Source organism: Streptomyces sp. NPDC102441, from assembly GCF_044765585.1.
In the GTDB taxonomy this organism is placed as follows: Bacteria; Actinomycetota; Actinomycetes; order Streptomycetales; family Streptomycetaceae; genus Streptomyces.
The window spans coordinates 1-21,436 of record NZ_JBIWKH010000022.1 but is presented as its reverse complement, the minus strand read 5'-3'; the positions used below and the strand labels follow the sequence as shown (position 1 = coordinate 21,436).

Annotated in this window: 24 protein-coding genes; 15 read left to right on the top strand and 9 right to left on the bottom strand. The window is 70.1% G+C overall.

Annotated elements, in window-relative coordinates; all coding sequences use genetic code 11:
- Positions 1-4: 4 nt before the first annotated feature.
- Positions 5-772, top strand: coding sequence for an enoyl-ACP reductase FabI (gene fabI / locus ACIREO_RS35805; protein WP_404118199.1), 768 nt, complete (start codon positions 5-7; stop codon positions 770-772).
- A gap of 160 nt (positions 773-932) precedes the next feature.
- Positions 933-1,301 (top strand): hypothetical protein, encoded by a 369-nt coding sequence (locus ACIREO_RS35800; RefSeq protein WP_404118197.1) that lies wholly within the window; start codon positions 933-935, stop codon positions 1,299-1,301.
- Between the two features lie 18 nt (positions 1,302-1,319).
- On the opposite strand, the gene ACIREO_RS35795 is transcribed toward ACIREO_RS35800, so the two are convergent.
- Entirely contained in the window at positions 1,320-1,994 is a 675-nt protein-coding gene (locus ACIREO_RS35795; RefSeq protein ID WP_404118195.1) for a FadR/GntR family transcriptional regulator, read from the bottom strand.
- 89 nt (positions 1,995-2,083) lie between these two features.
- Between ACIREO_RS35795 and ACIREO_RS35790 the strand changes: the two genes are divergently transcribed.
- From ACIREO_RS35790 to ACIREO_RS35775, 4 genes are all read left to right on the top strand, one after another.
- On the top strand, positions 2,084-3,346 hold the full coding sequence (locus ACIREO_RS35790; RefSeq protein ID WP_404118192.1) for a CynX/NimT family MFS transporter: 1,263 nt from the start codon (positions 2,084-2,086) through the stop codon (positions 3,344-3,346).
- A gap of 17 nt (positions 3,347-3,363) precedes the next feature.
- Positions 3,364-3,480, top strand: a complete 117-nt coding sequence (locus tag ACIREO_RS35785; protein WP_404118190.1) for an SGM_5486 family transporter-associated protein — start codon at positions 3,364-3,366, stop codon at positions 3,478-3,480.
- 149 nt (positions 3,481-3,629) lie between these two features.
- On the top strand, positions 3,630-3,839 hold the full coding sequence (locus tag ACIREO_RS35780) for a hypothetical protein (RefSeq protein WP_404118188.1): 210 nt from the start codon (positions 3,630-3,632) through the stop codon (positions 3,837-3,839).
- Positions 3,840-3,938: 99 nt separating this feature from the next.
- Positions 3,939-4,457: a SixA phosphatase family protein gene (locus ACIREO_RS35775; RefSeq protein ID WP_404118186.1), complete on the top strand. Its 519-nt coding sequence runs from the start codon at positions 3,939-3,941 to the stop codon at positions 4,455-4,457.
- A gap of 85 nt (positions 4,458-4,542) precedes the next feature.
- Here the strand turns inward: ACIREO_RS35775 and serB are convergent, their stop codons facing one another.
- On the bottom strand, positions 4,543-5,808 hold the full coding sequence (gene serB, locus ACIREO_RS35770) for a phosphoserine phosphatase SerB (protein WP_404118184.1): 1,266 nt from the start codon (positions 5,806-5,808) through the stop codon (positions 4,543-4,545).
- A gap of 281 nt (positions 5,809-6,089) precedes the next feature.
- On the opposite strand from serB, the gene ACIREO_RS35765 reads away from it, so the two are divergent.
- Entirely contained in the window at positions 6,090-8,732 is a 2,643-nt protein-coding gene (locus ACIREO_RS35765) for an FHA domain-containing protein (protein ID WP_404118182.1), read from the top strand.
- 138 nt (positions 8,733-8,870) lie between these two features.
- On the opposite strand, the gene ACIREO_RS35760 is transcribed toward ACIREO_RS35765, so the two are convergent.
- From ACIREO_RS35760 to ACIREO_RS35750, 3 genes are all read right to left on the bottom strand, one after another.
- Positions 8,871-9,587: a transglycosylase SLT domain-containing protein gene (locus ACIREO_RS35760; RefSeq protein ID WP_404118180.1), complete on the bottom strand. Its 717-nt coding sequence runs from the start codon at positions 9,585-9,587 to the stop codon at positions 8,871-8,873.
- A 310-nt stretch (positions 9,588-9,897) separates the two neighbouring features.
- Positions 9,898-10,950: an S-adenosylmethionine:tRNA ribosyltransferase-isomerase gene (locus ACIREO_RS35755; RefSeq protein ID WP_404118177.1), complete on the bottom strand. Its 1,053-nt coding sequence runs from the start codon at positions 10,948-10,950 to the stop codon at positions 9,898-9,900.
- Positions 10,947-11,660, bottom strand: coding sequence for an SDR family NAD(P)-dependent oxidoreductase (locus ACIREO_RS35750; RefSeq protein WP_404118175.1), 714 nt, complete (start codon positions 11,658-11,660; stop codon positions 10,947-10,949). Before ACIREO_RS35750 ends, ACIREO_RS35755 begins: the two co-directional genes overlap by 4 nt.
- Positions 11,661-11,853: 193 nt before the next feature.
- Between ACIREO_RS35750 and ACIREO_RS35745 the strand changes: the two genes are divergently transcribed.
- The 3 genes from ACIREO_RS35745 (at position 11,854) to ACIREO_RS35735 (ending at position 14,072) form a co-directional block, all read left to right on the top strand.
- Positions 11,854-12,999 (top strand): GAF domain-containing sensor histidine kinase, encoded by a 1,146-nt coding sequence (locus ACIREO_RS35745; RefSeq protein WP_404118172.1) that lies wholly within the window; start codon positions 11,854-11,856, stop codon positions 12,997-12,999.
- Entirely contained in the window at positions 12,992-13,636 is a 645-nt protein-coding gene (locus ACIREO_RS35740; RefSeq protein ID WP_404118171.1) for a response regulator, read from the top strand. Before ACIREO_RS35745 ends, ACIREO_RS35740 begins: the two co-directional genes overlap by 8 nt.
- 184 nt (positions 13,637-13,820) lie before the next feature.
- Positions 13,821-14,072 (top strand): chaplin family protein, encoded by a 252-nt coding sequence (locus tag ACIREO_RS35735; RefSeq protein ID WP_404118168.1) that lies wholly within the window; start codon positions 13,821-13,823, stop codon positions 14,070-14,072.
- A gap of 80 nt (positions 14,073-14,152) precedes the next feature.
- On the opposite strand, the gene ACIREO_RS35730 is transcribed toward ACIREO_RS35735, so the two are convergent.
- A complete protein-coding gene (locus ACIREO_RS35730) occupies positions 14,153-14,932 on the bottom strand; it encodes a hypothetical protein (protein ID WP_404118165.1) in 780 nt (259 codons plus the stop codon).
- Between the two features lie 120 nt (positions 14,933-15,052).
- On the opposite strand from ACIREO_RS35730, the gene ACIREO_RS35725 reads away from it, so the two are divergent.
- The 4 genes from ACIREO_RS35725 to ACIREO_RS35710 all read left to right on the top strand — a co-directional run bounded on the left by ACIREO_RS35725 (position 15,053) and on the right by ACIREO_RS35710 (position 18,257).
- The gene (locus tag ACIREO_RS35725) at positions 15,053-15,853 is read left to right on the top strand and encodes an ABC transporter ATP-binding protein (protein ID WP_404118162.1); all 801 of its coding nucleotides are present in this window, start codon (positions 15,053-15,055) and stop codon (positions 15,851-15,853) included.
- A gap of 65 nt (positions 15,854-15,918) precedes the next feature.
- Positions 15,919-16,347, top strand: a complete 429-nt coding sequence (locus tag ACIREO_RS35720) for an NfeD family protein (RefSeq protein ID WP_404118159.1) — start codon at positions 15,919-15,921, stop codon at positions 16,345-16,347.
- A gap of 128 nt (positions 16,348-16,475) precedes the next feature.
- Positions 16,476-17,405, top strand: a complete 930-nt coding sequence (locus ACIREO_RS35715; protein ID WP_404118156.1) for an SPFH domain-containing protein — start codon at positions 16,476-16,478, stop codon at positions 17,403-17,405.
- 84 nt (positions 17,406-17,489) lie between these two features.
- Complete coding sequence (locus ACIREO_RS35710; protein ID WP_404118153.1) at positions 17,490-18,257, top strand: sulfite exporter TauE/SafE family protein; 768 nt, start codon at positions 17,490-17,492, stop codon at positions 18,255-18,257.
- A gap of 68 nt (positions 18,258-18,325) precedes the next feature.
- Here ACIREO_RS35710 and ACIREO_RS35705 read toward each other — a convergent pair whose 3' ends face one another.
- The 3 genes from ACIREO_RS35705 to ACIREO_RS35695 all read right to left on the bottom strand — a co-directional run bounded on the left by ACIREO_RS35705 (position 18,326) and on the right by ACIREO_RS35695 (position 20,345).
- Positions 18,326-18,832: an HNH endonuclease gene (locus tag ACIREO_RS35705; protein WP_404118150.1), complete on the bottom strand. Its 507-nt coding sequence runs from the start codon at positions 18,830-18,832 to the stop codon at positions 18,326-18,328.
- 141 nt (positions 18,833-18,973) lie between these two features.
- Positions 18,974-19,507: a YbhB/YbcL family Raf kinase inhibitor-like protein gene (locus ACIREO_RS35700; protein ID WP_404118148.1), complete on the bottom strand. Its 534-nt coding sequence runs from the start codon at positions 19,505-19,507 to the stop codon at positions 18,974-18,976.
- Between the two features lie 55 nt (positions 19,508-19,562).
- Entirely contained in the window at positions 19,563-20,345 is a 783-nt protein-coding gene (locus tag ACIREO_RS35695) for a sporulation protein (RefSeq protein WP_404118145.1), read from the bottom strand.
- Positions 20,346-20,430: 85 nt separating this feature from the next.
- On the opposite strand from ACIREO_RS35695, the gene ACIREO_RS35690 reads away from it, so the two are divergent.
- Positions 20,431-21,072 carry a DNA-3-methyladenine glycosylase gene (locus ACIREO_RS35690; protein WP_404118142.1) on the top strand — a complete coding sequence of 214 codons (642 nt, stop codon included), beginning with the start codon at positions 20,431-20,433 and terminating at the stop codon, positions 21,070-21,072.
- Positions 21,073-21,436: the final 364 nt, after the last annotated feature.

The window sequence follows — 21,436 nt, the reverse complement described above, 5'->3', positions numbered from 1 at the left end:
CACCATGAGCGGAATTCTCGACGGCAAGCGCATCCTCATCACGGGTGTGCTGATGGAGTCGTCCATCGCTTTCCACGCCGCGAAGGTGGCCCAGGAGCAGGGCGCCGAGGTCATCCTGACGGCCTTCCCCCGGCCGACGCTGACCGAGCGGATCGCCAAGAAGCTCCCGAAGCCCGTCAAGGTCCTGGAGCTCGACGTCACCAACGACGAGCACCTGGAGCGGCTCGCCGGTCTGGTCAAGGACGAGCTCGGTTCGCTGGACGGCGTCGTGCACTCCATCGGCTTCGCGCCGCAGGACGCGCTCGGCGGCAACTTCCTGAACACACCCTTCGAGTCGGTCGCCACCGCGATGCACGTCTCGGCGTTCTCGCTGAAGTCGCTCGCCATGGCGTGCAAGCCGCTGATGAGCGAGGGCGGCTCGATCGTCGGCCTCACCTTCGACGCCCAGTACGCCTGGCCGCAGTACGACTGGATGGGCCCGGCCAAGGCCGCGCTGGAGGCCACCTCCCGCTACCTCGCCCGGGACCTGGGCAAGGACGGGCTGCGCTGCAACCTGATCTCCGCTGGACCGCTCCGCTCCATGGCCGCCAAGTCCATCCCGGGCTTCGAGGAGCTGGCCGACGTCTGGAACACCCGGGCCCCGCTGGCCTGGGACATGAACGACCCGGAGCCGGCCGGCCGTAGCATCGTCGCCCTGCTCTCGGACTTCTTCCCGAGGACGACGGGCGAGATCATTCACGTCGACAGTGGCGTGCACATGATGGGCGCCTGACCCGCCCACGGCTCACCGACGGCCGCGTACCCCTTCCCGGGGTACGCGGCCGTCGCGCGTGTCCTGAGGCCTCCCCGGCGCTCAAGTCGAAAAGATGGCCGTCCCACCGCAGAATGTGGTGGAACCGGACATTTGGTCAGGCTGTGGGGAGGAGATCGCTGTGCGCTCCACACGTCGCCGAACCTGGGCCCTGCTGGCAGCTGCCACCGTCGTCGCGGGACTCCTGGCTCCGGTGGCCGTCAGCGCGGCCAACCGGGCGGAGAGCGGGACCGCGGCGCCCCTCGTGCCGGAACCGGAGCCCTCGGGCGCCGAATGCCGTACGTCGGTCGAGGGATCCCGGGTGGTCGCCTTCTGCCACAATCCGTACCCCAGTACCGATCTCGTCCGGCTCCACACCGAGTGCACGCGCTGGTGGGACGTCGACGCCGACGGCGGCGCCGTCGCCGTACAGCCCGGCCGGACGGTCAAGCTGGAGGACCGCTGCTGGAAAGAGGTCGGCTCGGCCTGGATCAGCCACTCGGTGTCCTGAGACACCCGGGAAGTGCGCTCAGACCCTCTCCCGCAGGCAGTCCAGCGCGTGGGCTGCCGCCTCGGCGGCGGCCGTCTCGGCGTCGCCCGCCCGGATCGCCTCGACGAGCCGCGCGTGGTCCATGAGCTCCTGAGGCCCGAGCTTCGAGCCCACGTCGTCGCGCAGGTAGTCACGGAGCAGATCGTTGAGGTCGGCGTAGAGCTCGGTCAGTACGTCGTTGTGCGAGGCGGCGACCACAGCGAGGTGCAGGGTCGCGTCGGCGGCCACGAACGCCTCCGCGTCCCCGGAGGCCCAGGTCTCCTCGCGCCGTGCCATCAGAGCGTCCAGCTGCCGCAGATCCCGGTCCGTGCGCCGCAGGGCGGCCAGCCGGGCAGCCGAGGACTCCAGTGTGGAGCGCAGCTCGGCGACATGGCGGGGGTCGGCGTCCGCGAACCGGCGGTGCATCACCCCGGCCAGCTCACTGGTCGCCACCACATAGGTGCCGGAGCCCTGGCGGATGTCCAGCAGTCCGTTGTGCGCCAGGGCTCGTACCGCTTCGCGCACCGTGTTGCGGGCGACCCCTAGCTGCTCGACCAGCTCGGGCTCGGTGGGGATCCGTGAGCCCACGGGCCACTCACCCGACGTGATCTGGTTCCTCAGCTGGGCAATCACCTGGTCGGCGAGAGCCGAACGCCGCGTGGACGTCAGCGCCATGGTGCTCCTTGCTCGTGTCTCAGGGCTCGTGTCTCAGAGAGAGAACGCCAGTGGACAGTCAATCATCCCATGATTCTATGATGGGTCTCATGCGTCACGAAGAGACCCCGACCCTGAGTACTCCCGCTGCCCCCGGCCCCACGGTGCCCGGAAGCCCCGGGCCCTCCCCCTGGATGCTGCGGATCGTCACGGTCGGCCTGGTCCTCGCCGCGCTCAACCTCCGGCCCGCCATCACCAGCCTCGGCCCCCTCCTCGAAGAGGTCCGGGACTCCCTGCACATGAGCGGCAGCGTCGCCGGCGTCCTCACCTCCGTGCCGCCGCTCTGCTTCGCGCTGTTCGGCTTCATGGCCCCACGGCTGGCCCGCCGGTTCGGTACCGGCGCCGTCGTCTGTGCGGGCATGGCCGCCATCACCGCCGGCCTGCTGCTGCGCCCCTTCGTGGGCGGCACCGCGGGGTTCCTCGCCGCCAGCGCCCTCGCCCTCATGGGCATCGCGCTCAGCAACGTCCTGATGCCCGTCGTCGTCAAGAACTGGTTCCCCGACCGGGTCGGCACCGTGACCGGCCTCTACTCGATGGCCCTGGCCCTTGGCACCGCCCTCGCGGCCGCCCTCACCGTGCCCCTGACGGACGCGCTGGGTGGCAGCTGGAAGACCGGTCTGGCCGTCTGGGCGGGGCTGGCGGCGGTCGCGATCCTGCCCTGGATCGCGCTCGTACGGGACCGCGGCACCGGCGCCGGACGGACTGCCGGACGGGACGGGGGGCAGGCCCCCGCCCTCAGGATCACCCGCAGCCGTACCTCCTGGGCGCTCGCCTGCTTCTTCGGGCTCCAGGCGACTGCCGCGTACATCACGATGGGCTGGATCCCGCAGATCTTCCGTGACGCGGGGATCTCGGCCGGCACCGCGGGGGTCCTGCTCGCGGTGATCATGGCCATGGGTGTACCCCTTGCCTTCGTCATCCCCCGGGTCGCCACCCGGCTGCGGACGCAGGGCCCGATCGTCCTCGTCCTCAGCGGGTGCGGTCTCCTCGGCTACGCCGGTCTCTACCTGGCCCCGGCCGGCGGCGCCTGGTTCTGGGCGCTGCTGCTGGGCATCGCCAACTGCGCCTTCCCGCTCGCCCTCACCATGATCGGGATGCGTTCGCGGACCGGCGCGGGGGTGGTCAGGCTCTCCGCGTTCGCCCAGTCCACCGGCTACCTGCTCTCGATCCCCGGTCCGTTGCTGGTGGGCGTGCTCTACCAGCACAGCGGCGGCTGGGGCCTGCCGCTCGCCCTCATGGCGGCCCTTCTCGTCCCCCAGACGATCGCGGGAGTCCTCGCGGGGCGGGACCGGACGATCGAGGACGAGTGCTGAGATGCGAGACTGTGCGCATGCCAGTGCTTGATCCGAATCCCCAGAACGGTCAGAAGAAGCTCCTCCTCGTCTTCGGGACGATGGTTCTCATCTCCGTGGTCATCGGTGTGATCGCCACGATCGCCTCCCCCTGACCCAGGGGCGGGCCCGGCCGTGGTGGGGCCGGCCCCCCTGTCCCCTAGGGGGTCAGGTTCAGGGTCGAGTGGGTGGGTCACCGGATGGGACCGCCGCCGGTTGGCCCGTAGGTTCTGGGTAACACAGCCGAGGACCCACGGAGGCGGACATGTCGGCCCGTACACACACCCGGACCCACCGCCCCGCCGCCACGGACACCGCCGACGTCCGGCTGCCGTGGTGGGCCGTCGTGCTGCCCGCACTCGCCTTCGCCGCGCTCCTGCTGCTGATCGTGGAGCCCGGCCAGGCCCAGGCGGCGACCGGCGACCCCGCGATCGGCCGGCTCCTCGGGCGCGTCCTGGAGCTGCTGCCCGCCTGAGCGGCCCCGTACACACCCCGCCGCCCGTCGTTCACCCCCAGCGGGCGAGCACGTCAACACCCTGCGCCTGAAGGCACAATTCGTGCGAAGCTGAGATGTATGAGCGCCGATACACCTCGCAGGATCGTCCTTCTCAGGCATGCAAAGGCGGAATGGTCGCAGCAGTCCGACCATGAGCGGCCACTGGCGGAACGAGGCAGGAAGGACGCCCCCGTCGCCGGCCGCAAGCTGGCCGATTCAGGAACCGTCTTCGACCTGGCTCTGTGCTCGACCGCCACCAGGACCCGCGAGACCTGGAAGCTCGCGGTCCATGAATTCGAACAGCGCCCCAGGACCGTGTACGAGGAGAGGCTGTACGAGGCCTCCCTCGGCGAACTGATCGCACTGTTCTCCGAGACCCCCGACGACGTACGGAATCTGCTGGTCATCGGCCACAATCCCGGCATGCACGGTGCCGCGGACGCGCTCTCCGGCGAGGCCGACGGCGATACGCTCGCCCGCATGACCAGGGACGGCTTCCCGACCGCCGCCTATGCCGTCGTCGAGTTCCCCGGCTCGTGGAAGAGCCTGGAGCACGGCGTGGGCAAGCTCGTCGAATACTGGACGCCGAACGACTGACCACGACGTACGGAAGGGGTGCCGGCACACCATGTGTGCCGGCACCCCTTCCCCGTACCGCTTGCCCCCTGCGGGCCCCGGCCCGTCAGTCCACGATGCCGTCGGCCGTCTCGACCTCTTCGCGGGTGATCCCGAGCAGATACAGCACGGTGTCCAGGAACGGGACGTTCACCGCCGTGTGGGCGGCCTGGCGGACGACCGGCTTGGCGTTGAAGGCGACACCCAGGCCGGCCGTGTTCAGCATGTCCAGGTCGTTCGCGCCGTCACCGATCGCCACCGTCTGCGCCAGCGGCACCCCCGCCTGCTCCGCGAAGCTGCGCAGCAGCCGGGCCTTGCCCGCCCGGTCCACGATGTCGCCCACGACCCGGCCGGTGAGCTTGTCGTCGACGACCTCCAGCGTGTTGGCGGAGGCGAAGTCGAGCCCGAGACGCTCCTTGAGGTCGTCCGTGACCTGGGTGAAGCCCCCCGAGACCACGCCCACTTGATAGCCGAGCCGCTTCAGCGTCCGGATCAGGGTGCGGGCACCGGGAGTCAGCCGGACCTCCGCCCGCACCTTCTCCACCACCGACACGTCGAGCCCGGCGAGCAGCGCCACGCGCGCGTGCAGGGACTGCTCGAAGTCGAGCTCCCCGCGCATCGCCTGCTCGGTCACCGCGGCGACCTCGGCCTCGCAGCCGGCATGGGCCGCGAAGAGTTCGATGACCTCGTCCTGGATGAGCGTCGAGTCCACGTCCATGACGACCAGCCGCTGGGCCCGGCGGCTCAGCCCGGCCGACATGACGGCGATGTCGACGCCGATGTCCGCGGCCTCCGGCGCCAGCGCCGTCCGCAGCTCCTCGGTCCCGGTGCCGGACACCGCGAACTCGACGGCGGTGACGGGGTACTTCGCCAGGCGGAAGATGCGGTCGATGTTGCCGCCGGTGGAGGTGATCCTGGCCGCTATCGACGCGGTGGACTCCGCGGTCAGCGGGTGCCCCAGCACGGTCACATGGGAACGGCCGTAGCCGCGGGGGCGGTTGTCACCCGTGCCCGAGATGATCTCGGCCTGCAGCTTCAGTGACTCCGCCCAGCTGTGCACGGTCGCCCGGAGATCGCCCTCGGCCGTGCCGCCGGGGTCCGGTGACGTCACGAGGGCGCACAGGACGATGCGGCCACGGGTGACGACCTGCTCGATGTCCACGACGTCGACGGCGTAGGCGGCCAGGGTGTCGAAGAGCCCGGCGGTGATACCCGGCCGGTCCTTCCCGAAGATCTTGACGAGAATCGTGGGGGCGTCCGTGCCCCGAGGGGACTCGGAGGGCTCAGGAGTCCGGGGTGACCGAGGTGGCTGAGGTGGCTGAGGTGCGCTCATGGTGGTCCCACCGTATAGGGCGGCGGGGCGGGCTCCGAAGCCGTCCCGAGTGGCGGACAGCCGGCCGGCCGGACCCGGGCGGGCCGGCGGGCCCACCCGGCGGGCGCCTCGGATGGGGTGCTCCGGACCCATTCCTCCCGAGTCGCCGAAGGGGATGCCGGGCCTCCGCGCCCTCTTCACGCCGCCCGGCTTTCCGTTAGGGGACCGCTCCTGGAATAGTTCGCCACGATGTTCAGCATCCCTAGGCTCCCTGCGATCGGGGGCGACACGGGGGACAACTAGTGGGGCGCGGAGTGCCGGAACTCGTACTGGAATTGAATGGAAGGACCTGGGCGCTCGATCCGTCCAGGACGTACACCCTCGGACGCGATCCGCAGGGTGACCTGATGATCGACGACGCCAGAGTGTCGTGGCGGCATGCCACGGTCAGCTGGAACGGCCGCGGCTGGTCCATCGAGGACCACGGCAGCACCAACGGAACCTACGTACAGGGCCGGCGCATCCAGCAGGCGGAGATCGCCCCTGGGACCTCGGTCCACCTGGGCAACGCCACCGACGGCCCGCGCGTGACCCTCACCGCCGCGGCGGGCGCGGGAGCCCACGGCGGGCAGGCGGCGGGAGCGCAGCAGGCTCCTGTACCTCCGGCGCAGCAGGCGCAGCAGGCGTACCAGGCGCAGCAGGCGCACCAGGCTCCGGCTCCGGTGAAGCAGCCCCAGCAGCAGCAGCCCCAGCAGCAGCCGCAGCAGCAGGGCGCCGCCGGCTGGCCCGGCGGTCCGGCGCAGCAGCAGGGGGCCTGGCCGCAGGCACCGCAGATGCAGCAGCAGCCCCCGGTCCCGCACCAGCAGGGCCACGCCGGCCCGCCCGGGGCGGGCGGGCACGGTGGCGCCGCCGGGGTGCCGCCGGTCTACGGCGACCGCAGCCCGACCACGTTCCACCAGCTGGACCTCGGCCGGGTCATGCGTATCGGCCGTGCGCTGGAGAACGAACTGGTCGTCTCGGACCTGCAGGTCTCGCGTCTGCACGCCGAATTCCGGGCGACGCCCGACGGCCGTTTCGAGATCCGGGACCTCGGATCCCACAACGGCACGTACGTCAACGGTCAGCCGCTCAGCAAGGCCGGCTCCGCGCTCATCGGCGCGAACGACATCGTCGGTGTCGGTCACTCGACCTTCCGGCTGGTCGGGGACCGGCTGGAAGAATTCGTCGACACCGGTGAGGTCTCCTTCTCGGCCCGCCACCTCACGGTCACGGTCGACGGCGGCAAGGACATCCTCAAGGACGTCTCGTTCGGCGTCCCGGAGAAGTCGCTCATCGCCGTCATCGGCCCGTCGGGCTCCGGAAAGTCCACCCTGCTCAAGGCGCTCACCGGCTACCGGCCCGCAAACCAGGGCGACGTCCTCTACGACAACCGGAACCTGTACAAGCAGTTCGCCGAGCTGAGGCAGCGCATCGGCCTGGTCCCGCAGGACGACATCCTGCACAAGGAACTCACGGTCACCAGAGCCCTGCGGTACGCGGCCAAGCTCCGCTTCCCCGCGGACACCACCGAGGCCGAGCGCACCGCCCGGATCCACGAGGTCCTCGCTGAGCTCAAGCTCGACATCCACAAGGACAAGAAGATCACCTCGCTCTCCGGGGGCCAGCGCAAGCGCGTGTCGGTCGCCCTGGAGCTGCTGACCAAGCCGTCGCTGATCTTCCTGGACGAGCCGACCTCCGGCCTGGACCCGGGCATGGACCGTGACGTCATGCAGCTGCTCCGAGGCCTCGCCGACGACGGCCGTACGGTCCTCGTGGTCACGCACTCCGTGGCCGAGCTGGCCATCTGCGACAAGCTCCTGGTGATGGCGCCCGGCGGGTCCGTCGCCTACTTCGGTCCTCCCGAGGAGGCGCTGAACTTCTTCGGCTACACCAGCTGGGCCGACGTCTTCTCCGCGTTCGAGAACTACCGCGACTACGACTGGGCGGGGCGCTGGCGCGGCTCGCAGCACTACCAGATGTACGCCGCGGACATCGACGCCGTCGCCGCGCAGCCGGTGCACATGCCGCCGCCGCAGCAGATCCGCCCCCCGAAGCCGTCGGGCTGGACGGCCCAGCTGTGGACGCTGATGCGCCGCTACATCTCGGTGATCGTGTCCGACAGGGGCTTCCTCGCTCTGATGGTGATCCTTCCGGCGGTGCTCGGCACCGTCAGCGTGGTCATTCCCGCGGAGTTCGGCCTGGTAGAGCCCGACGTGCCCAACAAGCAGTTCAACGCCAAGGCCGGGACCATCATGCTGATCCTCGCGGTCGGCATGTGCTTCGCCGCCGCGGCCAACTCCGTACGAGAACTGATCAAGGAGCGGGTGATCTACGAGCGGGAACGGGCCACCGGTCTCTCTCGTTCCGCCTACCTGCTGTCCAAGGTGATCGTCCTCGGCGTGATCACGGCCTTCCAGGGCGTGATCCTCTGCGGGATCGGCTTCTCCACCCGCCAGCTGCCGGAGGAGGGCCTGTTCATGCCGCCCGCCGTGGAGATGTGCCTGTCGATCACCGTGCTCGGGTTCACCTCGATGATGGTCGGCCTGCTGATCTCCGCGCTGGTGAAGACCGCCGAGAAGACCATGCCGCTGCTCGTCATGTTCGCCATCGTCCAGGTCGTCTTCACCGGCGTGCTCTTCCAGGTCTACGCATCCCCGGGCCTGGAGCAGTTCGCCTGGCTGATGCCGTCGCGCTGGGCGGTGGCCGCGGCGGGGACCACGCTGGACCTCGCCCACCTCATGCCGCCGTGGGAACCGGAACACCCGACCGACCTGGACCCGCTCTGGGAGCACTCGGCGGGCCAGTGGGGGATCAACATCACGGTGATGCTCGTCATGAGCGCCGTCCTCTTCGTCGCGGTCTCGCGGATGCTGCGGCGCCACGAGCCCGAGGTGATGCGCAAGTAACGTCGCCGCGCCCGCACAGGACCCGGAAACGCCCGAGGGCGGCACCCCGTGGGGTGCCGCCCTTCGGCATGTGCCGGCCGGTCACGCGACGCTGCGGACCGGCGGGCCGGCTCTGCCAGGCCTTGCTCGGTGCGTGGCTCAGTACGCGCTGTCGACGTTGTCGATCGAGCCGTACTTGTCCGCGGCGTAGTTGGCGGCCGCGGTGATGTTGGCGACCGGGTCGTACTGGTCCTTCTTGGTGCCCTTGACGTGGTAGAAGTCGAAGGTCGGCTTGATGACCTGCAGCAGGCCCTTCGACGGGATGCCGTTGATCGCGTTGATGTCCCAGTTGTTGATGGCACGCGGGTTACCGCTGGACTCGCGGATGATGTTGCGGTGCAGGCCCTCGTACGAACCGGGGATCTTCTTTTCCTTCATGATCGACAGGGACTCGCGGATCCAGCCGTCCAGGTTGTTGGCGAAGACCGGCTTGCGGTCGGCCGCACGGCTGGCCTTCTTGGCGGAACGCTTCTTCGCGTCGGCCTTGGCGACGGCCTTCGCCTTCGCCTCGGCCTTCTCGGCCGCCTTCTTCTTCTCGGCGGCGTCCTTGCTCTTGGCCGCGTCGGCGGCCTTCACCAGCTGCTCGGCCGTCGAGTTCTTCTCGATGGAGGCGGCCTGGACGCTCTTCGTCTGCGAGCCGGTGTAGGCGACCGGTGCGGCAGCCGAGGCGGCCTGCGGCTCGGTCGTGGCCGAGGCGTCGTGGGGGACGAGGGAGAAGGAGACAGCGGCGGCGGCCAGGGTGGAGACCCCCGCGACGGAGAGCTTCTGCGCCTTGTTCAGGCGACGGCTACGGCTGGAGATGCGGGACACGGACATACAGTCGTACCTCTTCGAATTGCAGGGGGTCCTCGGCGAGGACGCAGACGGAAGAGCCGGGGGCATCTCCGTCGGGGACAGATGCAATTCTTAGCGCCAGCAAAATGGCCTGGCAAAGGTGTGACGTACGAAGCCGCGTAGTTGATCGAGGTCTCGTTAATACCTCCTTGTCCGGTTTGAACCCTGGTAAGTTGCCCGTTTTGGGGCAACTATCCGTCTTCGTAAGTGACGTGGGTCCTATGCCTGGGCTCACACAGGGGGCCCTCTGTGCTCACGAATAGTTGCTCCAGTAATGCGGAGCGTAAGTGACTTATCGGGCAGGGGGCAGGAGGAGATGGGCATCCCCGAACTCGTGCCAGAGATACCGGTGGCCCAGCGCCTGCGCGTATCCCCGCCGCAGCGCCTCCCGCCCCGCGACCGCCTCCAGCATCAGCAGGTGAGAGGCCTCCGGCTCGTGCAGCCCGGTCAGCAGCCCGTCCACCACCCGCACGCCCCGCTGCGGCGTCACCACCAGATCCGTCCAGCCCGCCGCGGCCCGTACCACCGCGTCCTCACCCGCCGCCGACTCCAGGGCCCGCACCGCAGTCGTGCCGACGGCGATCACCCGGCCCCCGCCCGCGCGGGCCGCGTTGACCAGCCACGCCGTCGTGCGCGGCACCTCGAACCGCTCCGGGTAGGGCGGCTCGTGCACCTCGGCCGATGCCACCCCCGTATGCAGCGTCAGTGGTGCGAACTGCACCCCGCGGCTCACCAGCGCCGCCACCAGCCCCGCCGTGAAGGGCCTCGCCGCACTCGGCATCTCCGCCGAACCGCTCCCGTCGGGCGACGGCAAGGCGAACACCGTCCGGTACGCCGACAACGGCTGGTCCCGCTCCGTGTACGCGTACCGGATCGGCCGCCCGTACCCGCGCAGCAGACCCGGCACGTCCCGCGGCACCCGCGCCCACCAGAGCCTGGACCCCTCGCGCGGCCCGAGCGGCTCGTCCAGGACCAGCACGTCGCCGCCCGGCAGCCGTACCACCGCTCCCGCCGGGCCGCCGGGCCTCGGCCGGGTGGTGCCGTCACCGTCCGGCCGGCGCAGCTCCACCGCCCACCGCCCGTCCTCACCCCGGACCGAGAAGTGCACGACGACCCGCTCACCGCCCAGACGCCCGTTCACCGCGGCCGCCAGCGTCATCGACGTGTTGACCACCAGGACGTCACCGGCTCGCAGCTCCCCGGGCAGCTCCCTGAACCTCCGGTGCGTGACCGCACCGCCCCGGGAGACCAGCAGCCGCACATCGTCGCGCCCCGTGCCCCGCTGCTCGGCCGGCACCCGCGCCGACAGCTCCTCAGGCACCCGCAGGGGGTCCAGCGCGGTCACCGCTCCGCCCGCCGGTACGGGTCCAGCAGCGCCGAGGCCGTGTACCTGCCACTGGCCGGGCGCAGCTCCAGCAGCCGGACGAAGGCCGGCGCCACGCTCTCCGGACGCGGCCGGGGCCCGGCGTCGTCGGGCACCGCCGCCGTATAGAGGTCCGTCCCCATGTCACCGGGGTCCACCGCCCACACCCGCAGTCCCGGCTCCTCCTCGCCGAGCACCGCGGCCAGCTGGTCGAGGGCCGCCTTCGACGCCCCGTAACCGCCCCACGTCCCGTACGCCTCGGTGGCCGCGTCCGAGCTCACCGTGACCACCGCACCGGCCGCCGAGGCCCGCAGCAGTGGCAGCGCCTCCTGTACGAGCCCGAGCGCCGCGACCACATTGGTCTCCAGCGCCTGCCGCAGCCCAGCCGTCGGCAGCGTCTCCAGCCGCACCAGCGGCTCGGCACCCAGCGCGCTCGCATTGCTCACCAGTACGTCGAGACCGCCCAGCTCCCCGGCGGCGGCCACCAGGGCCTGGCGGTGCGCCGGATCCGTGACGTCGCCGGCCACCGCCACCACCCTGGTCCCGTACCGGCCGCGCAGCTCCGCCGCCGTCCTGCCGAGCACCTCCGCCGACCTGGCGTCCAGCACCAGGTCCCACCCCCGTCCCGCCAGAGCCGCGCCGAGAGCGCGCCCCAGCCCCTTGGATCCGCCCGTGACCATCGCGACCGGCATGACAGCCATCTCCTTGAATCTCGTGGAGAACCTCGTGGAGTTCCGACGCCATCAACGTAGGAACCCGGCACGGCCCGCCGCCTCGACCGTCGGACGCAGCCGCCCACAGCACTTCGGCCTAGGACCCGAGCCCTGTCCTACGGGGGCCCACAGCCCGATACGGCGACGGCACCCCCGCCGGTACGGTGAGCCCATGAGCCATCGCCCACCGTCCGGCCTCGCCGCGGTCAGCGCCGCGCTGCTCGCCATGAGCCGGCACCTGGAGATGAGGGACGTCCTCAAGACGATCGTCGCCTCGGCCCGAGAACTGCTGGACGCCGAGTACGCCGCCCTCGGCGTGCCGGACGACCACGGCGGCTTCGCCCAGTTCGTCGTCGACGGGGTCAGCGACGAGCAGTGGAAGGCCATCGGACCGCTGCCCCGCCAGCACGGCATCCTGGCGGCGATGCTCCAGGAGGCGAAGCCCCAGCGGCTCGACGACGTCCGCGAGGACCCCCGGTTCGAGGGGTGGCCGGACGCCCACCCCGACATGTCCGACTTCCTCGGCCTGCCCATCCAGGACGGCGACGAGACGATCGGGGCCCTCTTCCTCGCCAACAAGCGCTGCGCCGGCCCGACGGGCGGCTGCAACTTCACCGAGGAGGACGAGGAGCTCCTCGGGATCCTCGCCCAGCACGCGGCGATCGCCCTCACCAACGCCCGGCTCTACGAGCGCAGCCGTGAGCTCACGATCGCCGAGGAGCGCTCACGGCTCGCCCACGAGCTGCACGACGCCGTCAGCCAGAAGCTCTTCTCGCTCCGGCTCACCGCCCAGGCCGCCGCGGCCCTCGTCGACCGTGACCCGGCACGCGCGAAGGGTGAGCTCCAGCAGGTCGCCGCCCTGGCCGGGGAGGCCGTGGACGAGCTGCGCGCGGCCGTCGTCGAGCTGCGCCCCGCCGCCCTGGACGAGGACGGCCTGGTCGCCACGCTCCGTACCCAGATCCAGGTCCTGGACCGCGCCCACACCGCCCGGGTCACCTTCGAGAGCGCCGGGGTGCGGGCCCTGCCCTCCGCCCAGGAGGAGGCGATGCTCAGGGTCACCCAGGAAGCCTTGCACAACGCCCTGCGCCACTCGGGCGCCGGACAGGTCACCGTCACCCTCGGCCGGCACACCTCGGCGACGGTGCTGCGGATCACCGACGACGGCCGCGGCTTCGACCCCCACGTCGTCCGGCGCGCCGGACGGCATCTGGGCCTCGTCTCGATGCGGCACCGGGCCGGCAGCGTCGGCGGCCGGCTCACCGTCGACTCGGAGCCTGGCAAGGGCACCACGATCCAGATGGAGGTCCCCTGTGGCTGACAAGATCATCAAGGTGCTGCTGGTCGACGACCACCAGGTGGTCCGCCGGGGACTGCGTACGTTCCTGGAGATCCAGGACGACATAGAGGTCGTCGGGGAGGCGTCGGACGGGGACGAGGGCGTCGCCAGGACCGAGGAGCTGCGGCCCGACGTGGTCCTGATGGACATCAAGATGCCGGGTACGGACGGCATAGAGGCGCTCCGCAGGCTCAGAGAGCTGGAGAACCCCGCGAAGGTGCTGATCGTCACCAGCTTCACCGAGCAGCGCACGGTCGTGCCCGCCCTGCGGGCGGGAGCATCGGGTTACGTGTACAAGGACGTGGACCCGGACGCACTGGCCGGCGCCATCCGCTCGGTCCACGCGGGACACGTCCTGCTCCAGCCCGAGGTCGCCGGGGCGCTCCTGGCCCAGGACGACACCGGCAACGGCACAGGGCGGGGGAGCACCCTGACCGAGCGGGAGCGCGAGGTGCTCGGGCTGATCGCCGACGGCCGCTCCAACCGGGAGATCGCCCGTGCGCTGGTCCTGTCGGAGAAGACCGTGAAGACGCACGTCTCGAACATCCTGATGAAGCTCGATCTCTCGGACAGGACCCAGGCCGCGCTGTGGGCGGTCCGGCACGGAGCGGCCGGCTGACGAGGACGCCTTTTTGCCGGGCGTGTTCGTCGGCACGTTCGTCGGACAAGCGGACGGTTCCACTCCAGTCCGAGATTCATACTGTCGGGTGTATGTCACCCGTACGGCGCATCCTTCGCCGCGGGACGGCGTTCTCCATGCGTGCTGCGGCGGTCGGCCGCAGCGACGCGAGGAGGATCCTGAAGTGAAGAACCTGAAGAAGGCCGCAGCCGTCACCATGATCGCGGGCGGAATCATCGCCGCCGGTGCCGGAGCCGCCTCCGCCACGGGCCATGGCGGCGCGGGTGCCCACGGCACGGCCGTCGGCTCCCCGGGCGTCGGCTCGGGCAACGTCATCCAGGTCCCCGTGCACGTCCCGGTGAACGTGGTCGGCAACACGGTCACCGTGGTGGGCCTGCTCAACCCGGCCTTCGGCAACCTCGGCCTGAACGGCTGACCGACGCCTCGCACCCACCGCCGGGCAGGCTCACCGAGCCTGCCCGGCGGACGGGTCCCGGCGGCCGCCGTCCCCGCTTGCTACTGTCCGCGCTCCTCCACGTACGCGTTGTACGCCGCGACCTGCGCCCGCCGGGCCACCCGCTCCACCGGCCGCAGCGCCTCGCCCCGGGCCGCGATCTCGGACGCGCTCACCGCCCCGCCGTGTCCGTTCTCATGGGCCACCGCCACCAGCAGCCCCACACGCTGAGCCAGCTCCAGCACCCGGACCGCCCGCGGCGGGTAGCCCGGAGCCAGCACCTCCCGCCCCCGCTCCGCCCGCGCCCGGTAGGCATCCACGGCGGCCTCCGCGACCGGGCCGGATCCAGCGACGTCCAGCCTCGACAACACCGCTGTCGCGTCCCGCAGCGCCTCGGCGAGCTCTCTTTCCGCCTCGCTCAGCGACGGCACATCGGCAGGCACTGCCTCCCGGACCGGCAGGCAGTGCCACACCACCTCGACATGCACATCCCCGGCCGGCCCCGCCTCGCTCACCTCCGGCACAAGCCCGTGCGGCGCCCCGGAGGTCACCACCGCCTCCTCCGCGTCCAGCGCACGGGCGTTGAAGTCCGGCGGCCCGCTGAGCCCCAGCGGATGCCCGGGCACAGGCAGCGCGACACGGAAACCGGTCGCACCGAGCCCCCTCAGCCGGCCGAGCGCCAGCGTGAGCCCGACGGGCCCCGCCTCGCCCGGCAGACCCTCGACGCGGTGCACCGCGTCCTCGCCGACGATCGCGAGCGCCGCGTCGTCCGGTGACACAAGTCCGGCCAAAAGCGCGTTTCCCCATGCGGCAAGCCGCCCTGAGCGTGGTTCCGAAAGCATGGGAACAGCCTAGGGAACAGCCCACGGGCCTGAGCACTCCTCGGGTGGCGTAGGTTTTCCCTGGGAGCTGTGCCCACTGGCACGCGACGATCTCGACACTGTATGGGGAGACAACGCGCCATGAGCGATGTACTGGAGCTGGTGGACGTATCCGTGGTCCGCGACGGACGCGCTCTGGTGGACGACGTCTCCTGGTCGGTCAAGGAGGGGGAGCGCTGGGTCATCCTCGGACCGAACGGTGCCGGCAAGACCACCCTCCTCAACATCGCCTCCAGCTACCTCTTCCCCAGCACCGGCACGGCCAAGATCCTCGGGGAGCGGCTCGGCGGGGTCGGCACCGACGTCTTCGAGCTCCGCCCCCGCATCGGCATCGCGGGCGTGGCCATGGCCGAAAAGCTCCCCAAGCGACAGACCGTGCTGCAGACGGTGCTCACCGCCGCTTACGGCATGACCGCCACCTGGCACGAGGACTACGAAGCCGTCGACGAGGAGCGCGCCCGCGCCTTCCTCGACCGCCTCGGCATGACCGACTTCCTGGAGCGCAGGTTCGGCACGCTCTCCGAGGGCGAGCGCAAGCGCACCCTCATCGCCCGCGCGATGATGACCGACCCCGAGCTGCTCCTCCTCGACGAGCCGGCCGCCGGACTCGACCTCGGCGGTCGCGAGGACCTGGTCCGCCGCCTCGGCAGGCTGGCCCGTGACCCGTACGCCCCCTCCATGGTCATGGTCACGCACCATGTCGAGGAGATCGCGCCCGGCTTCACCCACGTCCTGATGATCCGCCAGGGCAAGGTGCTGGCCGCCGGCCCCATGGAGACCGAGCTCAGCTCCCGGAACCTCTCCCTCTGCTTCGGCCTGCCGCTCGTCGTCGAGCACCGCGGCGACCGTTACACCGCCCACGGACTGCCCCTCGGCCAGTAGTCGCACCACAGCCAACCTTCTCTGCGCCCTGTCGGGGAAGGCACTCGCGGTCCTACGATGACCATGTGGACATCAACGCGTGGGTGTGGTGGCTGATCGGCGCGGTGGGACTGGGCATCCCCCTCGTTCTGACCGCGATGCCCGAATTCGGGATGTTCGCCGTCGGAGCGGTGGCTGCGGCGGTCGTGGCAGCCCTCGGCGGTGGCATCGTCGCCCAAGTCCTGGTCTTCGTCGTGGTCTCGGTGGCCCTGATCGCGGTCGTCCGCCCGATCGCGGCCAGACACCGTGCGAGCCGGCCCGCGCACGCCACCGGCATCGACGCCCTGAAAGGCCGTCAGGCCGTCGTCCTGGAACGGGTGGACGGCAGCGGCGGGCGCATCAAGCTCGCCGGCGAGGTCTGGTCCGCGCGCTCGCTCGACGACGACCAGGTCTTCGAACCCGGCAGGCAGGTCGATGTCGTGGACATCGACGGCGCGACGGCCGTCGTCATGTGAGCGAACTGGTCACACGGCAGGCCGCAGTCTGCCAAACTCGAAGTCGATCATCATGAGAACGAAACCGTCTTGACCGCTCGACCTCGATCACCGCGATCCGTCGGCAACCGAAGGGCACGAGGCACACGATGCAACCGATCATCATCGTCCTGATCATTCTGGTGGTGCTCGTCTTCATCGCCCTGATCAAGACGATCCAGGTCATCCCGCAGGCCAGTGCCGCCATCGTGGAGCGCTTCGGCCGCTACACCCGCACCCTCAACGCCGGGCTGAACATCGTCGTCCCGTTCATCGACTCGATCCGCAACAGGATCGACCTGCGCGAGCAGGTCGTTCCCTTCCCGCCCCAGCCGGTGATCACCCAGGACAACCTCGTCGTCAACATCGACACCGTCATCTACTACCAGGTGACCGACGCCCGTGCCGCGACGTACGAAGTCGCCAGCTACATCCAGGCGATCGAGCAGCTCACCGTCACCACGCTGAGGAACATCATCGGCGGCATGGACCTCGAGCGGACCCTGACCTCCCGCGAGGAGATCAACGCGGCACTGCGCGGAGTCCTCGACGAGGCCACCGGCAAGTGGGGCATCCGCGTCAACCGGGTCGAGCTGAAGGCCATCGAGCCGCCCACCTCCATCCAGGACTCGATGGAGAAGCAGATGCGCGCCGACCGTGACAAGCGTGCCGCGATCCTCACCGCCGAAGGCATCAGGCAGTCCGCGATCCTCACCGCGGAGGGCGAGAAGCAGTCCGCGATCCTGCGCGCCGAAGGTGAGGCCAAGGCATCCGCGCTGCGCGCCGAAGGCGAGTCCCAGGCCATTCGCACGGTCTTCGAGGCCATCCACGCGGGAGATCCGGACCAGAAGCTGCTCTCCTACCAGTACCTCCAGATGCTCCCGAAGATCGCCGAGGGCGACGCCAACAAGCTCTGGATCGTGCCCAGCGAGATCGGCGACGCGCTCAAGGGACTCAGCGGTGCCTTCGGTAACCTCGGCAGCGGCGCCCCCGGCTTCAGCACCGGTCCGGAACGCCGGGAGCAGCCCCCGGTCGAATGACCGGAGAACACCTTCGTGCATGATCGGTGAGGCCCCTCGACCTTGATGGCGGGGAGGCATCACTGACCATCGAAGGGGATGGCCTTGTCCATCTGGGAAATTCTCGCGGTCTTCGCGGCCGGGCTCGGCGCCGGCACGATCAACACCATCGTCGGATCGGGAACGCTGATCACGTTCCCGGTCCTGCTCGCCACCGGGCTGCCGCCGGTCACCGCGACCGTGTCCAACGCGCTCGGCCTGATCCCCGGCTCCATCAGCGGCGCCATCGGCTACCGCGAGGAACTCACCGGCCAGCGCCGCCGCATACTGAAGCTCAGCGTCGGCGCACTGATCGGCGGACTCACCGGGGCCACCCTCCTGCTGGCCCTGCCCTCCACCGCGTTCGAGACGATCGTCCCCGTCCTGGTGACCCTCGCACTGGTACTGGTCATCCTGCAGCCCCGCATCAGCAAGGCCGTCCAGCGCCGCCGCGACCGCACAGGCGCCGTCGCCCGCGCCGACGGCGGGCCCCTCCTGTTCACCGGCATCATGCTCGCCAGCGTCTACGGCGGCTACTTCACGGCGGCCCAGGGCATCATCTACCTCTCCCTGATGGGCATGCTGCTCGACGACACGATGCAGCGCCTCAACGCCGTCAAGAACGTCCTCGCCGCCGTCGTCAACAGTGTCGCCGCGGTCTTCTTCCTCTTCGTCGCGGACTTCGACTGGACGGCCGTCGTGCTCATCGCGGTGGGCTCCGCGATCGGCGGCCAGATAGGCGCAAGGGTCGGCCGCCGGCTCAGCCCGGGCTTCCTGCGCGCCCTGATCGTCGTCGTCGGCACAGCGGCGATCGTCCAGCTGCTGCTGCGCTGACGGACGGAGCCCGTCCCCCCAGGCACGGGGGACGGGCTCATACGTTCATACGGCGGCGGACGAGGCGCTCACGCCGCCGACTGTGCCAGCCACTCCGGCAGCGCCGACCTGCTGCCGACACCCAGCGCGAGCAGCATCGCGTCGGCCGGTGAGGGCACGAACGGCTGACGGAGCAGCGGCATGTTCGCCTGCTCCGGCGTCCGCGCCGCCTTGCGGTGGTTGTCCTCCGCGCACGAGGCAACGGTGTTCAGCCAGGTGTCCTGGCCCCCCTGGGCCCGCGGGACCACGTGGTCCACGGTGCTCGCCCGCCGCCCGCAGTACGCGCACCGGTGCTGGTCCCGTATGAGCACACCCCTTCTGGACCACGGAGCGTGTCTTCGGAACGGCACCCGTACGTACCGGCAGAGCCTGATCACCCGGGGCACCGGAATGTCCACGGCGGCACCACGCATACGGAGCCCGGGATGCGACTGCTCGACGACGGCCTTGTCCTGCAGGATCAGAACCACCGCACGGTTGAGAGTCACCGTCGACAGTGGCTCGAAGCTCGCGTTGAGTACAAGTGTTTCCCGCATCCTGCCCACCTCCCGTGTGCCGCCCGTCTGCCGGCGGGCCCGGATCAACTCTGTCCGGGCGAGCCGTGATGGACAACGCAATAAAAAGTGCCCTGCCCTGATCTCTCCAAGACCAGGGCAGGGCAAACAGGAGGCGAACCTTCAGCTTTCGGGGGCGGCGTACTCCCCGATCAGCTGGGCGCGGCCCAGTGTGTGGAACCGCAGGTTGAATCCGACCGCGGCGGGCGGGGTGTCGCTGTCGGGCCCGAGCTTCTCGGCGTCCACCGCGTACACCGTGAAGACGTAGCGGTGGTTCTCACCGGCAGGAGGCGCGGCACCGCCGAACTCCTTCGTCCCGTAGTCGTTGCGGGCCTGGACGGCGCCCTCGGGAAGCCCCTCGAACGCCCCGCTCCCCGCGCCGGCCGGCAGCTCGGTGACCGAGGCGGGGATGTCGAACACCACCCAGTGCCAGAACCCGCTGCCCGTCGGGGCATCCGGGTCGAAGCACGTCACGGCGAAGCTCTTCGTCTCCGCGGGGAAGCCCTCCCACCGCAGCTGCGGCGAGGTGTTCCCCGCCGCGAACACCTGTGCGTCCGCGAGGACGGCTCCCGGCGCGAGGTCCTTGCTCACCACTGTGAACGGAGGGACCTCGGGATGGAAGTCGTGCGGCAGCGGCGCCTTCTTCTGCTCGGTCACGTCAGCACCTCTCCTGATCGGCTGTGCGTTCTTCCCACCGACCCTAGAGGGTGCGTCAGAGCCAGTTGCGCTGGCCGCCGACCTGCGCGAGCCACTGGTTGAGGTACGCGGCCCAGTCCGTGCCCTGGAAGTCGTTGAGACCCACCTGGAAGGCGCGGTAGGAGTCGCTGCCCTCGCTGAAGAGCCCCGGCTTCTTGTCCATCTCCAGGATGACGTCCATCTCGCGGTCGTCCGCGACGAACGTCAGCTCCACCTGGTTGAGACCCCGGTACTGCTGCGGGGGGACGAACTCGATCTCCTGGTAGAACGGCAGACGCTGGCGGGTGCCCCGGATGTGGCCACGCTCCATGTCGGCACTGCGGAACCCGAAGCCCAGCTGCCCGAAGGCGTCCAGGATGGCCTGCTGCGCGGGCAGCGGGTGCACGTTGATCGGGTCCAGGTCACCGGAGTCCAGGGCGCGGGCGATCTCCAGCTCCGTCGTCACCCCGATGTTCATGCCGCGCAGCTGCTGCCCGGCGAACATGGTGATGGGCGTCTCCCAGGGGATCTCCAGCCCGAACGGCACGACGTGAACCCCGCCCGCCTGCACCCCGAAGGCACCGCCGAGACGGAGCTTGGTGAACTCGATGTCCTGCTTGGTCTCCTGGTCCGTGCCCTCGACCTCCACCCGCGCCTGCAGACCGACCGAGAGACCCTCGATCTGCTGGTCCACGGATCCGCCCTGGATCCGCACCTCACCCTGGACGACCCCGCCAGGGACGACGTTGAGTTCGGTGAGTTCGGTCTCGACCGAAGCACCGCCGGCACCCATGCTCGCGAGCAGCCGCTTGAAGCCCATATTTTCCTCCTTGGTCCTGTCCCCTACATACGCGCCACGACCGTAGCCGGTTCCCGTCGCACGATTCCCAGTACCCTCGGACGCCATGAACGAGGGCATGGACCGTACGCCGCTGACGCGCGACTTCTTCGACAGGCCGGTCCTGGAGGTGGCACCCGACCTCCTTGGCCGTGTACTCGTCCGGAGCGCCGACGAGGGCCTCATCGAGCTGCGGCTGACGGAAGTGGAGGCGTACGCGGGCGAGATCGATCCGGGCTCCCACGCCTTCCGTGGCCGGACGGCTCGCAACAGCGCGATGTTCGGGCCGCCGGGTCACTCGTACGTCTACTTCACGTACGGCATGTGGCACTGCCTCAATCTCGTGTGCGGCCCCGAGGGCAGGGCGAGTGGTGTCCTGCTCCGGGCCGGGGAGATCGGCACGGGAGCGGAGATGGCCCGCAAACGTCGATTCTCGGCCCGGCACGACAGAGAACTGGCCAAAGGCCCGGCACGTCTGGCCACAGCCCTCGACGTCGACCGGGCGCTGAACGGTGCCGATGTGGTGGCCGGCCCGGGGCGTCCTCTGTCCGTACTGCGAGGCTCACCCCCGCCTCCCGACCAGGTGCGTAGCGGTCCCCGCACGGGGGTGGGCGGCGACGGCTCCCACCAGCCCTGGCGCTTCTGGATCGACGGCGACCCCACAGTCAGCCCGTACCGCGCCCATGCGCCGCGCCGCCGGTCAACTTGACTCGCCCCTGCCGTTTCCCTAATGTAGTCCGAGCCGCTTGAACGGATGCAGTTGTTCTTGGCACGGTCCATCGGACCGGGCCGAAGCATCGTGAGAGGGCCAACCACTACCTACGATTCACCCCTGGCGGGTGCAATTTCGGCATGCCGGAATTCGCCCATCGACTCGATTATGAGTCGCCGAGGAAATCGGCTAATGTAGTGACCACGCCGAAAGGGAAACGCGAAAGCGAAGAACTGGAAAGCGCGGTAGTGATTCAACTGCCTAGCAGGATCCCGCTTCGGCCGGGAATCGGACGCGAAAGAGTCTGATAGAGTCGGAAACGCAAGAACGAAGGGAAGCGCCCGGAGGGCCCCGGTGAAAC